The organism is Ramlibacter sp. (assembly GCF_029866045.1).
Taxonomy (GTDB): Bacteria; Pseudomonadota; Gammaproteobacteria; order Burkholderiales; family Burkholderiaceae_C; genus Ramlibacter.
In genome coordinates, this window is sequence record NZ_JARXAB010000172.1 from 30,595 (window position 1) to 46,825 (window position 16,231).

A 16,231-nucleotide genomic window follows, 5' to 3' on the forward strand; every position below is an offset into this window, starting at 1 on the left:
TGCTTTGCTCGCACGCGAGGCGTTACGGCGTGTGGGGCGGGCATCGACAAGGCTCGACTCAGGCTTAAATCTTGGGGAGCACGGACTGCACGGGCTGGAGGTCGAAGCTGCCGAGGTCCAGCCGTCCCACCGCCTGCATCAGGGTGATCGCCGCAATGCCGGCGTCGGCTTCGGTCGACATCAGGTCACTCAGGGCGTTGATCAGACTCAGCTCGGCGCTCAGCACTTCCAGCAGGGACCGGCGGCCCATCTGCCGCTCGGCGACCGCCATCTCGTAGTACTTGGCGGAGATGCGCACCAGGTTGGCGAGGGTCTGGCGGTTTTCCGCCGCCACCTGCACGTTGCGCCAAGCGATGGTGACCTGCTCCTCCACCAGCTGGCGGGTCTCGACCTCGCGGGCCACGCTGGCCGCATAGTCGCGGCTGACCGTGTCGACGGAACTCACGCCAGCGCCACCTGCGTTCAAGGTGTACTGAAACTGCAGATAGATCTTCTGGTCACCGAAGCTGCGGGGGTCATCGACACCATCGGTCTTGGCGCGCAGGGAGGTCTCGGCCACCACGTTGAAGCGGGGCCAAAATTCCTTGGCGTTGGTCGAACCAATGCGTTCCTGGATGGCCTGTGAGCGGAATTTGCCCACCTGGATTTGTTGGTTGTTGGCCAGGGCCATCTGCCGCGCCTCGTCCAGGGACTTGGGCATGGCCGCGGGCCGCACCACCGCAATGGTGCTGTAGTCCAGCTTGCCGGCGAGGTCAGAAAAGACGGCCCGCACGCGGGCACGGGCGATGTCAAAGGCCCCCTCAGCGCGCAGGCGGCGGGATTCGGCCGTCGTCAGTTGGACCTTGGCCTGCAGCACGTTGGACTCATAGCCTTTGCCCAGTTCCACCATCGACGATTCGATGTCGGCCTGGCGGCGCACACTCTGCTCGGACTGGCGGGAGAATTCGAGGATCTTGTCGGCGCGGACATAGCTCCAGTGCGCGGACAGCGCCTCCAGCAAGAGGCTGGCCTCCGACGCCACCGCCAGAGAGCGGCTCTGGTTGAGCACAGCCTCGGTCTCAGCGACCTGGCGGGTGCTCTTGCCGAAATCCCAGAGCTGCTGGGTGGCCTTGATCGACGCGCGCTGGTAGGTCAGGTTCTGACCGGAGGGATTGGCCAGCGAGCCGTACTTCTGGTTGCCGGTCTCACCGCTCATGTCGACGTTGGGCGTCCAGGCACGCAGGTAGGTGTCCTTCACCTTGGACTCGGCCGACCGGACGTCACTGCGCGTGGCATTGAGGCGCGGATGGGTCTTGAGCATCTCGGCCAGATTCGACTTGAGGTCCTGGGCGAACGACGTCTGCGGAGCGAGCGCCATCCCGGCGGCGATGGCGACAGCCGTCATTCCTGCGCCGAAACCAGACTGGGCGCGAAGGCTCGTAGCGATGGATTTGCTCATTTCAACTCCTGACGATGAAATTTGTGACTCGTTGGTTAGTGGCGAGAAATTAATCAAAAACAATTCGCCCGACTTTCTCAAAGATCAGTATGTCAACATGGCCCTTTGATTCCTAAAGAAGCCCAAATTGATCTGCAATGGCTTTTGAGTAGGCTGGGCTATTTGAATATCACTTTTGCGCTCTTATGAAGCAATTAGTTTCTACGAAAAGGTCTCGGACCTGCCGCGGGCGCTGCAGCATCGGGGCTGGCACACATCAGCCAATTGGCTGGATTTGGCTTGGCGAGGGCACGACCTGTGAACATCGGACCCGGCCCCCACAAGCTTTGTTGTTCGGGCGGGCGCATCACTTTTCTTACTGCCAGAGACGGTGCATCAGTTGATAAACACAAGCCAGCCAGACGAGGGGACCGGGGCACCCGCGCGAGCCGGGGCCGAGGACCGCCTGCCTCACCTCCAGCGGCTAGAGGCCGAGAGCATCCACATCCTGCGGGAGGTTGTCGCCTGCTGCGAGAGGCCGGTCATGCTCTATTCGATCGGCAAGGACAGCGCCTGCATGCTTCATCTGGCGCGCAAGGCCTTTGGTCCGGCCAAGATCCCCTTCCCGCTGTTACATGTGGATACCGGGTGGAAATTCCGGGAGATGTACCGATTTCGCGACAAGATGCAACTCGAAGCCGGCTTCGAGTTGCTCGTGCATCAAAACGCCGACGGCCTGCGCCAGGGCATCAACCCGTTCACCCACGGGTCCCAGGTGCACACCGACGTGATGAAGACCCAGGCGCTGCGCCAGGCGCTCGATCTGCATGGCTTTGACGCGGCCTTCGGGGGGGCGAGACGCGACGAGGAAAAGTCGCGCGCCAAGGAGCGGGTGTTTTCCTTCCGATCGCAGAACCACCAGTGGGATCCGCGCAACCAGCGCCCCGAGTTGTGGAACCTCTTCAACACCCGCACCCGGCCGGGTGAGAGCCTGCGGGTGTTTCCCCTGTCCAACTGGACCGAACTCGACGTGTGGCTGTACATCCACCAGGAAAAAATTCCCGTCGTCCCGCTTTACTTTGCCAAGGAGCGACCGGTGGTCGAGCGAAGTGGCACCCTGATCATGGTTGACGACGATCGCATGCCGCTGCGGCCCGGCGAGACACCGGTGATGCGCAAGGTGCGCTTTCGCACCCTGGGGTGCTACCCGCTGACCGGCGCCGTCGAGTCCGAGGCCCAGACCCTGCCCGACATCATCGGAGAGATGCTTCGCTCGCGCAGTTCCGAGCGGCAAGGGCGCCTGATCGACCACGACGGCGCCGCATCGATGGAAAAGAAAAAGCAGGAGGGTTATTTCTGATGGCCCACCAGGACCCCCTCATCCACCAGGACATCGACGCCTACATACGGCAGCACCAAAACAAGAGCCTGCTGCGCTTCATCACCTGCGGCAGTGTCGACGACGGCAAGAGCACGCTGATCGGCCGGCTGCTGTACGACAGCAAGATGCTGTTCGAAGACCAACTGCAGGCCCTCGAGGCCGATTCGCGCAAGGTGGGCACCCAGGGCGACGGCCTCGACTTCGCACTGCTGGTCGACGGCCTGGCGGCCGAGCGCGAGCAGGGCATCACCATCGACGTGGCGTACCGCTACTTCTCCACCGCGACGCGCCAGTTCATCGTGGCCGACACACCGGGCCACGAGCAGTACACCCGCAACATGGTCACGGGAGCGTCCACCGCCGACGCCGCAATCGTGCTGGTCGACGCCCGCAAGGGCTTGCTGACCCAGACCCGCAGGCACACCTACCTCTTGTCTCTGATGGGAATTCGTCACGTTGTGCTCGCGGTGAACAAGATGGACTTGGTCGGGCATGACCCCGCGGTTTTCGACGCAATCGCGCGGGACTATGCCTCCCTCGCCGGGCGGCTGGGTATCCCGGACATAGCAGCCATTCCGGTGTCGGGGCTACGCGGTGACAACATCCTCGACCGCAGCGCCCACATGCCCTGGTATGCGGGCCCCACGCTCATGGCCTGGCTCGAGGCGGTGAAGGTGGAGCAGCATGCGCTCGTCGCCCCGGCACGCTTTCCGGTGCAATGGGTCAACCGACCCCACCAAGACTTTCGGGGCTACGCCGGCACCCTGGCCAGCGGCACGCTGCAGGTGGGCGAGCGGGTGCGCGTGCAGCCCTCGGGTCGGGAAACGACCCTTGCCGCCATCCACACCCACAACGGGGCGCAGGCAAGCGCGATCGAGAGAGCCATTGCGGGCCAGGCAGTCACCCTGTTGCTGGCCGATGAGGTCGACGCGGCGCGCGGCGACATGATCGTGCCGGCCCAGTCACCCGCCTGCGTGGCCAACCAATTTCTCGCCCACCTGGTGTGGATGAATGACGAGCCCCTGTTTCCGGGTCGGCACTACCTGCTGCAGTGCGGCACCCAGAGCGTGCCAGCCACGGTCACCCGCATCAAGCACGAGGTGAACATGGACTCCCTGGACGAGCGAGCGGCCGACAAGCTGACCCTCAATGCGGTCGCACAGGTGAACATGAGCATCGAGCGGCCCCTGGTGTTCGACCCCTACTTACAAAACCGGCAGGCAGGCGCCTTCATCATGGTCGACCGCCTGAGCTTTCAGACGGTGGGCGCCGGGATGATCACGCACGAGTTGCGGCGGGCCACCAACATCCAGCCCCAGCATTTCGTGATCGGCAAGGCTGAGCGGGCTGCAATGAATGGACAAACGCCCCGCGTGCTGTGGTTCACCGGCCTGTCGGGCTCGGGCAAGAGCACCATTGCCAACCAGCTTGAGAAGACTCTCTTTGCCCGCGGGCTGCGCACCTATGTGCTCGACGGCGACAACATGCGTCACGGCCTGAACAAGGACTTGGGTTTTACCGAGCAGGACCGGATCGAAAACATCCGCCGGGCGGCCGAGGTGGCCAAGCTCATGATGGACGCCGGCCTGATTGTGATCACCACCTTCATCTCGCCCTTCAGGGCAGACCGCGAAGCCGCCCGCGCCCTGTTCAAGCCGGGCGAGTTCCTGGAGGTATTCATCGACACACCGCTGGCGGTGTGCGAAGACCGGGACCCCAAGGGGCTTTATCGCAAGGCCCGAACCGGACAGGTGCGTAACTTCACCGGCATTGACTCGCCCTACGAGCCGCCGCTGAATGCAGAACTGGTCATCGACGGCTCTGAGGGGCTCGATGCCAGCGCATGCGCGCAGCGCATCCTCGACCATCTGCTAGACCGCCCGCAGGACGGGGCTCGAGGGACTTCCAAAGAGGAGCCTGCGTGACCCTGCGCAGCGGCATGACCATGACCGGGCCCCTGGCCGCTCTCGCGTGCCGAGTGGGCCAGGTACTGCGCTGGCTCTTGCTCGTTCCGCTGCTGGGCCTGCACGCCTGGGGCTTCGCCCAGGACCACATCACCGAGCGCGCCTGGCTGGAAGACCCCAGCGGACAAATGAGCTGGGACGAGGTGCGAGACCGCAAGCCCCAGCCTTACGTCGGCATCCTGAACAAAAGGGTCGGCGCGTCGGCCATCTGGCTGCGCTTGCGGATCGACCCCAGCCTGCACAGCGCAAGCAATCTGACCACCACCCGATTGGTGCTGCGAATCCGGCCGCCTTTCCTCGACGATATCCGCGTCTACGACCCGCTGGTACCGGGTGGCCTGGCTGCCCGCACGGGTGACCTGCAGCATCCCCGTGAAGCCGCCATGCGGGGTCTGGATTTGCTGGTTCCGATCGCACGCGGCAGCGAACCGCGCGAGGTCTGGCTGCGCCTGACGTCTGAGAGCATGCGGGTGATCGATGTCCAAGCGCTCGACCGGGCGAGCCTGGATCGGGCCACGCTGATCCAGAACCTGCTGTTCGGGGTCGGTGTCGCGTTCACTGCGCTGTTTTCCGTCTGGGGCATGGCCTCCTGGCTGTTCAATCGGGAGCGCCTCATGGGCCTGTTTGGGCTGGGTCAGGCGACTGCGCTGCTCCAGTTGCTGAGCTCCCTCGGTTACCTGCGGATGTTCTGGCCAGGCGACTGGTCAGCCGAGGCACTCCATGGGACCACGAACTTCTTCACGATCGCGACGGTGAGCGTCGCCACGCTCTTCCATGTACTTTTCTTGAGCCAATTCGACCCACCGCCTTGGCTTCGCAGGGTGCACTGGGCCATGGTGGGGCTGTTCCCGGTCAAGCTCGGCCTGATGGTGACTGGGTTGGAAATTGCCGCCATGCGGCTGAACATGATCGAGTTGCAGGTCTCCGTCTGGATCTACCTCGCGTCGGTCTTTCTGTGCCGGGCCTGGTCGGCCGGCAGGAGCCAGCCCATCCTTCTGGCCCGCTTTGCGGTGGTGCTGTTCTATGCAGCGCTCGTCGCCTCGCTTTTCTTAGCATCCCTGATCGGACTGGGCCTGCTGGGGGGCGCTGAGAGTGCTCTGCATGCCGTCCAGGCCCATGGGCTGGTGACGGGCTTGCTGCTGCTGCTTTTCCTGCAGTACCGAGCGCGCACGGAGGGGCGCCAGCGGCGCGAGACCGTGCAGGCCCTGGAGCGCTCGGTCCTGCAAACGCAACTGGAGCGAAACCTTCGAGAAGAGCAGGAAAAGCTGCTCGCGATGCTGGCCCATGAATTGCGAACCCCATTGGCGACCATGCACATGCGACTGGACTCGGCAGCCGATGGCACCGCGGCCATCAAGCATGCGATCCGCGACATGAACGCGGTGATTGAGCGCTGCCTGCAAACCTCCCAGCTGGGCGACCGGCAACTTCGGGCGCAGGTCGAGCCGCTCGATGCGGTGGGCGTGGCGCGCGAAGCCATTACCTCCTGCCCCCAGCCAATGCGAGTGGAGATCGAAGCGCCGCCCAACCTCCTGATCAAGACCGACCGGCAACTGCTGTTCATCGTCCTGAGCAATCTGCTGGAGAACGCGTGCAAGTACGCGGCGCCCGGCAGCCCAGTCCAACTGCGACTGGCGCGCGCCAACAACGGCGACCTGGAGCTGGAGATCGCCAACGCGCCCGGCGCTGCCGGGTGGCCCGACCCCGACAAGCTATTCGAGAAGTTCTACCGAAGCCCGCACGCCCGCAGGCAGGCCGGCACCGGGCTGGGCCTCTTTCTCGTGCAAAACCTGGCGCAGGTGCTGGGCGGCAGCATCGACTACCAACCCGACGAGGCCCTGGTGCGCTTTCGCCTGCGGCTGCCCAAGGTCACACCGGCGATTTGAACTTCGGCCCCATGTCCAACGCCACAGCGACAAACCCATGAACCAAGCGCCCTCACTTCAAATCCTGGTGGTTGAAGACAACGACAACCTGCGGGAGGCCACGGTGGGATTTCTGCAAGAGCAGGGACACCAGGTGGTGGGCGTGGTCTGCGCCGAGGACGTCGACGACACACCCACCCAGGCCCTGCCCGACCTGTACCTGATTGACGTGAACCTGCCCGGTGAGGACGGGTTCAGCCTGGCAAAACGCATCCGCAACAGCCAAGCCCTGGCGGGCATCGTGATGATCACTGCGCGCAGCCAGTTGAACGACCGGCTTGACGGCTATGGCTGTGGGGCGGACAACTACCTGATGAAGCCGGTGGACAAGGCCGAGTTGCTGGCCTGCGTGAACAACCTGGCACGCCGACTCAAACCCATCCCGATCGAGACAGGGTTCACCTTGAACACCCAAACGCTGTGCCTGGCCGGGCCCGCCGGAGAGGTGACACTGACGCACGGTGAAAGCCTGCTCCTGGCCGCCTTCTGCCGTGCTGCCAGCCAGACCCTGGAGCGTTGGCAGGCCATGCAACTGGTGGACACCAAGGACAAGGGCCTGGTGGCGGCGAATCTCGAGATGCGTATCAGTGCCTTGCGCAAAAAGCTCAGCGTCTGCGGCGCGTCCAACGACGCCATCCGCACGCTGCGTGGCGTGGGCTACGCACTGGGCTGCCAGATCCGCGTGATTTGACGCGAATTTTTGACGGCGGCCGCCCAGGCGAAATGGCTGACGTAAAGCAGGAAAGGCTCGCGCTCAGCCAGCGGCGAGGGCTTAGGAGTCGGCCTTGAAGTTCAGGGCCGTGACCAAGCGCCGACCCATGTCGGAGTCGGCCGCCAAGCGGCGGGTGTGGTCGGCCACGGAACCGCCTTCGATGTGGCCCGCCAGGGGCGTCACGAAATCGCGAACGTCCTGCTGGGCCATGGCGGCGCGCAGGGCGCCGTTGATGGCCTCGCGCACCGGCTCGGGCGTGCCAGCCGGGGCGAAGAACCCGAACCATTCACGAACGACCAGCTCGCCGAAACCCTGCTCACGGTAGGTAGCGACTTCGGGCACATAGGGCGAGCGCTCGGGGCCGGAGGTGGCCAAGATGCGCGCCTTGCCGCTCTTGTGGTGCTGGGCCATGTCACCCAGGGGCGAAGACATGCCCGCCACTTGGCCGCCAAGCACCTGCGGGATGGCCGGGCCAGAGCCGGCGAAGGGCACGTTGGTAACCTGGAAGTTGGCCAGCATGGCGAGACGGCCCGCCAGCAGGTGCGGCATGGAGCCCGAGCCCGGGTTGGCGATGCTCGCCTTGCCGGGGTTGGCCTTGGCCCACTCGACGAAGTCCTTGAGGTTGCGCACCGATTCGGGCACGGCCGGGCCGACGGCGAAGGCGTGGTCGGTGGCGTGACCCAGGCCCACGGGCGCCACGTCCGAGACGGCGTAGTTCAGCTTGGAGAAGGAGTGCGGGAAGATGGTGAACATCGACGCCGGCGTGTAAAGCAGGTGCGCGCCATCGGCCGCGGCGCCTTTGAGGGTGGTCACACCGACCTGGCCACCGCCACCGGGCTTGTTGTCGACGATGACGGTGTTGGCAAAGGTACCGCGCAGCTTGTCACCCACGCGCCGGGCGAAGGCGTCGGTGGTGCCGCCAGGCGGGAAGCCGACGATGATGCGCAGCGACTCAACGCGCGCTTGGGCGATGGCAGAAAGCGGACCCAGGCCCATCAGGCCGGCGGCAGCGGCGCCTTGAATCAGTTGGCGGCGGGTAGTCATGGTCAATCTCTCCTGAAGGACGAAAAGCAGTGGAAGGCTGAACGATAGCGCGATTTAGGGGCCCTCAAAGGGCTCCCGCTACAGGGGTTTTCACCATGCCAAAGCCAAGTCGGCAAGCCGGGCAAACGAACCTGTTCCTCGGTAATTGCCAGGGCATGCTGGGCACGCCCCAGGGGCCCAAGGACTATGTGCCGCCGCCTGGGCTATCCAATGGAACCACCGTCCCGACGATCGGGGGCGTCAAGAACCGCCCCCTGGCCTGCGGGCGCCAGCAGCAGCAAGCCGGCCGCCATGCCCAGGTGAAGCAAGTCGCCCGGCACGAGCCAGGGCGGCACCGACATCTTGGTCACGAAGAGCAGCGACCCAGCGACCATGAAGGCCGGACCCAAGGCGCGGCGGCCGTCTTTGGCCTTGAACAGCGCCCACAGCATGAGGGCCATGCTCACCAGACCTGCGGCCTGGTCGTAGAGGCGTAGCTTGCCAAGCCCGGAAATCAGCAGGCCCAGAAGCATCGCCGCGCCCAAGAAGATGAGGGTGAACTGCCGCCGGCGGGCCACCGCCGATTCAGGCGTCAGCACGCACACCGCCAGCAGCGGCAGCGCCGCACATGCGCCCAGCATAGAAAACAGCTGGTGCCAGCCCTCCATCGGATACAGACCGGAAAAGCGCAGAAAGCCCAGGAGCGCCGGCAGGGCCAGCAAGCCAAAGGCCATGCGGTAGCCGATGCTGAACTGGGGCCGGGACGCGAGCCAGGCCGCCACCCCACACAGCAGTGCGTCGGTGAGGGCCAGGCTAAGCATGGGACGGGCCTTGCGCCAGAGGCTGCGAGGCCGGAGCGGGCCGGCGTGTCATCCAGGCACCAAAGGCGGCTAAGGCCAGCACCGCGGCCACGCAGAAAGCCACACGCGCAGGCTGCGGCAGGCCTTTTTGCACCAGGAAAAAGGCGATCAGCAACAAGGCGCCGGTCGCAGTAACAAAGAAGGCCAGCGCCCTGAGGCGACCGGTCTCCGGCGTGTCAAAGCGGCTGAAAGTCTCGGCGCGGAACGCCTCGGTGGCATCCTCTTTTTCCGGGGTCCAGGAGGGCTTGGCAAAAACATGCATCAGCCGGTGCCGCCAGTTGCGGGCAGCTTTGACCTGCCGGCCAATCTGCACATAGTGATGCACATTGGCCCACAGCGGATTCCAACTGCCCAGCGGCTTGCGGATGCCGTAGACCGGCTTGTCATCGTCCCGCTCGTCGGCATAGGTACCGAACATCCGGTCCCAGAAGGAGAAGATGCCGCCGTAGTTCTTGTCGATGCAGTAGTCGTTCTGGCCGTGGTGCACCCGGTGGTTGGACGGGGTCACCACCACATACTCCAGCCACCCCAGCTTGCCCACCAGCTGCGTGTGCACCCAGTACTGGTAGAGAAAGTCGATCAGGCCGACCACCACGAACACCTGGACCGGATAGCCGAGCAAGGCCAGCGGAATGTAGAAGATCCACCGGAAAAGGAAGCCCGTCGACGACTGGCGAAGCGCGGTGGACAGGTTGAACTCCTCGCTGCTGTGATGCACCACATGCGAGGCCCACAGAATGTTGATTTCGTGGCCCGTCCTGTGCACCCAGTAGTAGCAGAAGTCGTAGAGCAGCAAGGCGCTGACCCAGGTCATCGGGTGGCGCACGTCCCAGACAAAAGCGCCGAAGCGGTCTGCGATGAGCGCATACATGATGACGCTGACCACGCCGCCAATCGCCTTGGAAAACTCGCTCATGAGCCCGACGTTGATCGAGGTCAGGCTGTCCTTGAGGCGATAGACCGAGACGCCGCGAGAATGCGCCACCCAAAGCTCGAATGCGATGAGCAAAAAGAAGATGGGAATCGCAAAGGCAATGGGGTTCATTTTTTAATTCCTGTGCGAAGCGGCTGTGCTGCATTGTGCTCCTCGCCCGGCGCCGTCGGATGACGGTAAATATGGCGTGGCTGTGCCAGCGGGTAATCCACCGGGCAGGGGCGGGCTTGCTGCCAAGCGGCTATCAACGCGTCTTCCCGCGCATAGTCAAAGGGGTCGCCCAGTTGCGCCTCCACCTCGGCCATCGCGCTGCGGTGGGCGACCAGCCAGTCGATGCTGCGAGCCAGCGCATCGGGCGCGCCCACCGGGTCGGCATACCCGAGTTCGCGCCGGATCTGGCCGCTGTCGATGACACGGCTTTCGCGGGTGTGCCGCCACAAGGGGTGGCAGGGCCGCGCCCAGTCGTAGGGCATGTCGACCAGTTCGAAGCGGTGCCCCAGGTGCGCCGCCACCGCCTCGACGCGCTGGCGCATCGAGTGCAGGGCCTGATCGGCCACCAGGTAGCGCCGGCCGTGACTGATCTCGGGCTGGTCAATCGCCAGCAACACCGCATGCGCCGCGTTCTCGGCGTAGGCCCGGCTTTCCAGCTTATGGCCGCCGTCGGCCAGGATGAACTGGCGCCGGCCATCGAGCACTCGGCGCACGATGGCCCAGTCGGTGGCACCGGGCTGGCGCGGTCCGTACAGGATCGGATAGGCGATGCAGGTCACGCTGAAATGCCCCTGGGCATGCGCCTCGAACAAGGCCGCCTCTGCCTGCGCGATCCGCAGCGCCAGGGTAGGCTCACCCTCGCCCGTGGCGGACAGTACGCGGGCTTCGTCCAGCAAAGCGGGCCGGCCGAGCGCGCCCCAGCGCGTATCGCCCTCTCGGGCGGTGCCGCCGGTGGCTCCGGTGATCGCCAGCAGGCGATTCGTGTGCCCCTTGAGCACCTCGACCAGCACCCGCAGGCGCCCGTAGCTGGCGATCACCAGGTCCCATTGGCGGCCCGCCAGAGCAGGCACCAGGGCCTCGGCGAAGTTCGGGTCAGCGTGCAGGGTCTCCACCGCGCCGCTGTAAGGGGCCGACCGCCGCCCGGAGTGCAACACGGTGACCGACCAACCGCGCGCGAGCAGCCCGTCGACGATGTACGGACCGGTGGGGCCGGTTCCGCCGATCAACAGGGCAGTGGGCATCGCAGCGCAAGCATCGAAAGTCGGCGTGAAGCGTGCGAATTCCGGGCTGATTCGGCGCCTAGTCCGTCTTGATGCCGCGCTCGCGGATCACCTCACCCCACCGACGGAAATCGCCATTCGCGCGGGCCGCGTACTCGGGGCCTGGCAGGAACTCCGGGTCCACCCCCTGCTTGCGCAGCGAGTCTGCAATCTCGGGCTTGGCGACTGAGACTTGCAGTTCACGCGCCAGACGCTGGACGATGGCCGGCGGCGTACCAGCCGGCATGGCAAAGCCGTACCAAGAACCTGCCACGAGGTCGATGCCCTGTTCGATGAAGGTCGGGCAGTCGGGCAAGAGCGACGAGCGAGTGGTACCAGCCATGCCCAGCGCACGCATCTTGCCGGCGCTGATGTAGGGCATGGCGCCCAGCGAGGTCGACATCATCTGGATATGCCCCGCGAGCAGGTCGTTGTAGGCCGGTGCGGCGCCGCGATAAGGCACGTGCACCACGTCGATGCCGGCAATCTGCTTGATGCGCTCCATCGTGAGGTGGCCGATGCTGCCCGAGCCCTGGCTGGCGTAGTTGATCTTGCCGGGGTTAGCCTTGGCGTAGGCCACCAGGTCCCGCATGTTGCGGATATTGGCCGTCTGCGGCGTGGTCGGGTTGACCACCACCGCAGCGTACTGGCTGTACACCTGGCCGACCATCGCAAAGTCCTTGGTGAAGTCGATGCTGCGGTTCTGGCTGTGATATGAGAGAGCGCCAGAGATCGAAATGGCCACCATGGTGTAGCCGTCGGGCGGGCTTCGCATGGCCATATCCTGCCCCAGCAAGCCAGTACCGCCCACGCGGTTTTCAATCACCATCGGCTGGCCGAGGCGCTTTTCCATGTCGTTGCCCAGGGCGCGGGCGACCGCGTCTCCGGTGCCCCCCGCTGAGAAGGGCAGGATGACCTTGATGGGCCGGTTCGGCCAGTTGTCCTGCGCCCACGAGACGCCGGATGCGGTTGCCGCCATGCCGAGCAAGCCTTGGCTGAAAGTTCGTCTTTGCATGTCTTTGTCTCCTTTGGTAGTTTTCAGATCACACCGTCTTTGCGTAGCGTCGCAAGATCGGATTCGGTCAGCCCGAGCAGTTCGCCCAGGACTTGTGCGTTGTCGGCGCCACGGGCCCGACCCGCATGGCGCACTTGGTGGGTGCGGCCCGGGAACTTGGGCACCACCCCCTGCATGCGGATCGGCCCGAGCTCCTCGTCGGGCACCGAGATCACGTCTTCGCGCGCCAGGAAGTGCGGGTCTTGCACGATCTCGGCGGCGCTGTAGACCGGGCTGTGCACCGCGTCGGCTGCGCGCAGGTCGGCCACCAGGCTCTCGTAGGGGTGCGACCCCATCCAGTCGATCAGATGCACATTGCAGTTCGACAGAAAGCGCTGCACGGCCTGGGTGTCGGGGTTGACCATGATGCCGCCGTCGCATTCGGCGATCAGCGCCTCGGCGCGCGCAGCTACCAGGATGCGCCGGATCGCCTGCGGGCCCACTGCGCTCACGATCAGGTACTTCTCGTCCTGGGTACGGTAGCAACTGCGCAGCACGCCGTGCTCGCCCAGGAAATTGCCCGGACGTATCGGGGCCTTGCCCAGCTGGTCATAGGTGGCGATTTGGGTAGGAACAATACGAAACAGCGCCTCGAACAGGGCCACGTCCACCACGTCGACGCCCCGCGTTCCCTGTTTGAGCTTGCTGGTCATACCGGCCAGCACACCGATCAGGCCGAACAGCGAGGCAACGCCGTCGCCGAGCGTAGTCGACGGGAACACCGGCGGGCCGTCCTTGAAGCCGTTCATGTGGGCAAAGCCGCTCAGCGCCTCGGCGACGGTGCCAAACCCGGGCAGATGCCGGTTGGGACCGGTCTGGCCGAAGCCGCTGATGCGAAGCAGCATCACGTTGGCGCCCGCAGCCTCGAGGTCGGCAGGGCCGATGCCCCACTTTTCAAGCGTGCCCGGGCGGAAGTTCTCGACGATCACGTCGAACTGGGTTGCCATCTTGAGGAACAGCTCGCGGCCCTTGGGCGTGGACAGGCGCAGCGTCACCGCACGTTTGCCACGCTGGATCACCTTCCACCACATCGAGTGCCCGTCTTTCTTGGGCAGCATGGTGCGGATTGGGCTGCCATCCGGCGTTTCAACGGTCACGACATCGGCCCCGAGGTCAGCCAGGATGGCCGCAGCGTTGGCGCCCGAGTATTGATGCGAGAGGTCCAGCACCCGAAGGCCAGCGAGCACCGCTGGTCTATCGGATTTTGGGGCTTGAGTTTGATCTTGTGTCACGCCACAGCTCCTTCTTGGGTGCGGGCCAGCCGCACCACGCCACGTTCGGCCAGATCGGCCACGGTTGATTCGTCCAGCCCAAGCAGCTCCTGGAGCACGGCTCGGGTGTGGTCGCCCATGCGGGGCGCTGGCTGGTGATCGCGCTCACCCCAGGCCTGCACCTGGATCGGCGAGCGCGCCACCTCGTAGGCGCCCTCGCCCTCGCCCAATGTGCGCAGGCTGGCGTTGTGCGCAGCCTGCTCGCTGCGAACTGCCTCGTGCAGGTCCATCACCGGGCTGGTAGGCACATCGGCCTCGGTGAGCAGGGCGATCCACTCCTGGCTGGGCCGCTGGCGGAACAAGGCCTGCAATTCGCCCACGAGCAGCTCCCGGTGCGCGAGGCGCTGCGGGTTGCTTTCGAAGCGGGGGTCCTTGATCCAGTCTTCGCGCCCGAGGGCGCGGCACAGGTTCTCCCAAAAACCCCGGGTGAAAGCGCCCACCATGACGTAGCGGCCGTCGGCGCATTCAAAGGCCTGGTAGGGAACGATCTGCGCATGCCCTCGGCCAACACGCGGCACCACCTGGCCCAGCGTGGCGACGCCAGGAATGTAGTTGGCCATCATGTTGAAGGCGGCGTCGAGCATGGCCACCTGCACCTGCTGCCCCTCGGGGTGAAGCGGGCGGGCGTGCAGCGCGGCAAGGATGCCCGAGAGCATGAACAGGCCGCTGGAAAAATCAGCGATCGGCGCGCCGATGCGCACCGGACCGCCGCCCACCTCGCCTGTGATGCCCATGAGGCCCGAGACGCTTTGCAAGATGATGTCGTTGGCCGGCCGGTCGGCCCAAGGCCCCTGCGGGCCAAAGGCGTTGATCGACGCGTAGATCAGACCCGGGCGCAGCTTTGAAAGCACGTCGAAGCCCAGCCCTAGGCGGTCCATCACCCCGGGGCGGAAGTTCTCGGTGACGATGTCGCAATGGGCCACCATCTGCCGGGCCAGCTCGCACCCCTCGGGATTGCCCAAGTCCAGCACGATGCTGCGCTTGTTGCGGTTGAGGCTGACGTAGTAGTCGGTCTCCTTGGGCCCCAGCGCCGGCATGGGCACGCCCATGGTGCGCGTGCCATCGCCGCCCTTGGGCTTTTCGATCTTGATCACCTCCGCGCCCATGTCCGCGAGGAACATGGTCGCAAACGGCGCGGCCGCCGCGTGGCTGAAATCGAGCACACGCAGGCCGGCCAGGGGCAGGTGGGTCTGGCTCACTGCTCGCTGTCGCTCACGTGGTCGATCGGAGCGTTCGGCAGCGGCTTGCCGCGCAAGGGCAGCGCCACGACTGCGGTGCCGGGCATGATGTTTTCGCCACGCTGGTTCATGCCGGAGATCTCACACTCGACATAGCCGATACCGCTCTTGCCCTGCCACTTGCGCAGCACCGTACCGCCGATGCGCACCGTATCGCCAATGAAGTTCATGTAGCGGTACTTGGCGAACACCTCGCAGACCCAGCCGTCATCACCGGCCCAGTTGGTCATGAGGTGGGTGGCCCAGGCGCCGCGCTGCGACCCGTAGTCATAGGGCGCGGGCATGCCGATTTCAGCGGCCATGAACGGGTCCCAGTGCACCCGCTCAACGGCCTGCGGGATGCCGGTCTCGGGGTCTTTCACCGCCACCTTGGGCGACTGGCGGCGGTAGGCCAACCAGTACTGGCCGCTGCGGATATGGGGAGAGCCGATACCCATCATCCAGGCAATCATGTCGGCCACGGTCAGCGGGCCGCGCACGATCGGATGTACGGCCTCACCCACGCGCACGTCTTCCCAGTAGCGCGGCGTTGCGCCCCGCACTTCTTCGGCGGCGGTTTCGGCGTCGATCTGGGCAATTTCCTCGTCGCTGTAACGGGCCTTGGGAATGGAGGCGTACTTGCCCTTTTCCTTGCCCTTGTCACGCTCGGTGCGCACCGCCGACATGCGGCAGGTGGCCACCAGTTCGTCACGCTGGTTGTAGTAGCGCATTTCGCGGACCTGCATCAGCGAGCGGCCCGCATAGGAGCCGGTGCGCTCGTCGAGGGCGACCATTTCCTTGGTGGCGTGCACCTCGTCACCGTCAAGAAGGGGGCGGTGGTAGACCCAACGGTCACTGGCGTGCAGGCCGTGGACGCCGGGCAAGCCTTCTCCGCGGCGCATGTCCCAGCTGCCCCAGGACACGGCGTACAAGAGTGCGGGCGGCGCCACCATCTTGCCGAAGCGCGAGGCGGCAGCGTGGTCCTTGGCGATCCACAGAGGATTCATGTCGCCAATGGCGCGCGCCACGTGGCGGATGCTGTCGCCATTGACATAGCGGACAAAGGGCTCCTCGATAGGGTGGACTTGACCGATGCGCCGGCGGACTTGGGCGATGGATTCTTCGGAGATGACGCCGTAGGTCGGCTCGGGGGCAGTGGACATGGGGACCTCAGTTAATGCAGAGAGCGAGAGAGAAGCGGGTTGATCGAAAAGGTCGATAAA

13 protein-coding genes are annotated in these 16,231 nt (G+C 65.1%); 4 read left to right on the forward strand and 9 right to left on the reverse strand.

Annotation, left to right across the window (positions count from 1 at the left end; genetic code table 11):
* Positions 1-64: 64 nt before the first annotated feature.
* Positions 65-1,438, reverse strand: a complete 1,374-nt coding sequence (locus tag QE494_RS16980; protein ID WP_300045307.1) for a TolC family protein — start codon at positions 1,436-1,438, stop codon at positions 65-67.
* Positions 1,439-1,820: 382 nt separating this feature from the next.
* Between QE494_RS16980 and cysD the strand changes: the two genes are divergently transcribed.
* Genes cysD through QE494_RS17000 form a run of 4 tightly spaced genes read left to right on the forward strand, consistent with a single transcriptional unit; the run spans position 1,821 to position 7,378 of the window.
* A complete protein-coding gene (cysD, locus tag QE494_RS16985; protein WP_336619449.1) occupies positions 1,821-2,777 on the forward strand; it encodes a sulfate adenylyltransferase subunit CysD in 957 nt (318 codons plus the stop codon).
* Positions 2,777-4,723: a sulfate adenylyltransferase subunit CysN gene (gene cysN / locus QE494_RS16990; RefSeq protein ID WP_300045311.1), complete on the forward strand. Its 1,947-nt coding sequence runs from the start codon at positions 2,777-2,779 to the stop codon at positions 4,721-4,723. Before cysD ends, cysN begins: the two co-directional genes overlap by 1 nt.
* A complete protein-coding gene (locus tag QE494_RS16995; RefSeq protein ID WP_300045313.1) occupies positions 4,720-6,648 on the forward strand; it encodes an ATP-binding protein in 1,929 nt (642 codons plus the stop codon). The genes cysN and QE494_RS16995 overlap by 4 nt, the downstream gene beginning before the upstream one ends.
* A 37-nt stretch (positions 6,649-6,685) precedes the next feature.
* Positions 6,686-7,378: a response regulator transcription factor gene (locus QE494_RS17000; protein WP_300045316.1), complete on the forward strand. Its 693-nt coding sequence runs from the start codon at positions 6,686-6,688 to the stop codon at positions 7,376-7,378.
* Between the two features lie 81 nt (positions 7,379-7,459).
* On the opposite strand, the gene QE494_RS17005 is transcribed toward QE494_RS17000, so the two are convergent.
* From QE494_RS17005 to QE494_RS17040, 8 genes are all read right to left on the reverse strand, one after another.
* Positions 7,460-8,443: a tripartite tricarboxylate transporter substrate-binding protein gene (locus tag QE494_RS17005; RefSeq protein ID WP_300045318.1), complete on the reverse strand. Its 984-nt coding sequence runs from the start codon at positions 8,441-8,443 to the stop codon at positions 7,460-7,462.
* Between the two features lie 203 nt (positions 8,444-8,646).
* Complete coding sequence (locus QE494_RS17010) at positions 8,647-9,243, reverse strand: hypothetical protein (RefSeq protein ID WP_300045319.1); 597 nt, start codon at positions 9,241-9,243, stop codon at positions 8,647-8,649.
* Complete coding sequence (locus QE494_RS17015; protein ID WP_300045321.1) at positions 9,236-10,327, reverse strand: sterol desaturase family protein; 1,092 nt, start codon at positions 10,325-10,327, stop codon at positions 9,236-9,238. The genes QE494_RS17010 and QE494_RS17015 overlap by 8 nt, the downstream gene beginning before the upstream one ends.
* Positions 10,324-11,448 (reverse strand): NAD(P)-dependent oxidoreductase, encoded by a 1,125-nt coding sequence (locus tag QE494_RS17020; RefSeq protein WP_300045323.1) that lies wholly within the window; start codon positions 11,446-11,448, stop codon positions 10,324-10,326. The genes QE494_RS17015 and QE494_RS17020 overlap by 4 nt, the downstream gene beginning before the upstream one ends.
* A 58-nt stretch (positions 11,449-11,506) precedes the next feature.
* On the reverse strand, positions 11,507-12,481 hold the full coding sequence (locus QE494_RS17025; protein ID WP_300045326.1) for a tripartite tricarboxylate transporter substrate binding protein: 975 nt from the start codon (positions 12,479-12,481) through the stop codon (positions 11,507-11,509).
* A 23-nt stretch (positions 12,482-12,504) separates the two neighbouring features.
* Complete coding sequence (locus QE494_RS17030) at positions 12,505-13,707, reverse strand: CaiB/BaiF CoA-transferase family protein (RefSeq protein WP_300045329.1); 1,203 nt, start codon at positions 13,705-13,707, stop codon at positions 12,505-12,507.
* A 41-nt stretch (positions 13,708-13,748) separates the two neighbouring features.
* On the reverse strand, positions 13,749-14,990 hold the full coding sequence (locus tag QE494_RS17035) for a CaiB/BaiF CoA-transferase family protein (protein WP_300045331.1): 1,242 nt from the start codon (positions 14,988-14,990) through the stop codon (positions 13,749-13,751).
* The gene (locus tag QE494_RS17040; RefSeq protein WP_300045333.1) at positions 14,987-16,171 is read right to left on the reverse strand and encodes a MaoC family dehydratase N-terminal domain-containing protein; all 1,185 of its coding nucleotides are present in this window, start codon (positions 16,169-16,171) and stop codon (positions 14,987-14,989) included. Before QE494_RS17040 ends, QE494_RS17035 begins: the two co-directional genes overlap by 4 nt.
* Positions 16,172-16,231: the final 60 nt, after the last annotated feature.

What these genes read in the sequence shown, in the direction of transcription:
- QE494_RS16980 (WP_300045307.1), bottom strand. Translation starts at nt 1,438, where the DNA reads ATGAGCAAATCCATCGCTACGAGCCTTCGCGCCCAGTCTGGTTTCGGC.
- cysN (WP_300045311.1), top strand. Translation starts at nt 2,777, where the DNA reads ATGGCCCACCAGGACCCCCTCATCCACCAGGACATCGACGCCTACATA.
- QE494_RS17000 (WP_300045316.1), top strand. Translation starts at nt 6,686, where the DNA reads ATGAACCAAGCGCCCTCACTTCAAATCCTGGTGGTTGAAGACAACGAC.
- QE494_RS17005 (WP_300045318.1), bottom strand. Translation starts at nt 8,443, where the DNA reads ATGACTACCCGCCGCCAACTGATTCAAGGCGCCGCTGCCGCCGGCCTG.
- QE494_RS17010 (WP_300045319.1), bottom strand. Translation starts at nt 9,243, where the DNA reads ATGCTTAGCCTGGCCCTCACCGACGCACTGCTGTGTGGGGTGGCGGCC.
- QE494_RS17015 (WP_300045321.1), bottom strand. Translation starts at nt 10,327, where the DNA reads ATGAACCCCATTGCCTTTGCGATTCCCATCTTCTTTTTGCTCATCGCA.
- QE494_RS17020 (WP_300045323.1), bottom strand. Translation starts at nt 11,448, where the DNA reads ATGCCCACTGCCCTGTTGATCGGCGGAACCGGCCCCACCGGTCCGTAC.
- QE494_RS17025 (WP_300045326.1), bottom strand. Translation starts at nt 12,481, where the DNA reads ATGCAAAGACGAACTTTCAGCCAAGGCTTGCTCGGCATGGCGGCAACC.
- QE494_RS17040 (WP_300045333.1), bottom strand. Translation starts at nt 16,171, where the DNA reads ATGTCCACTGCCCCCGAGCCGACCTACGGCGTCATCTCCGAAGAATCC.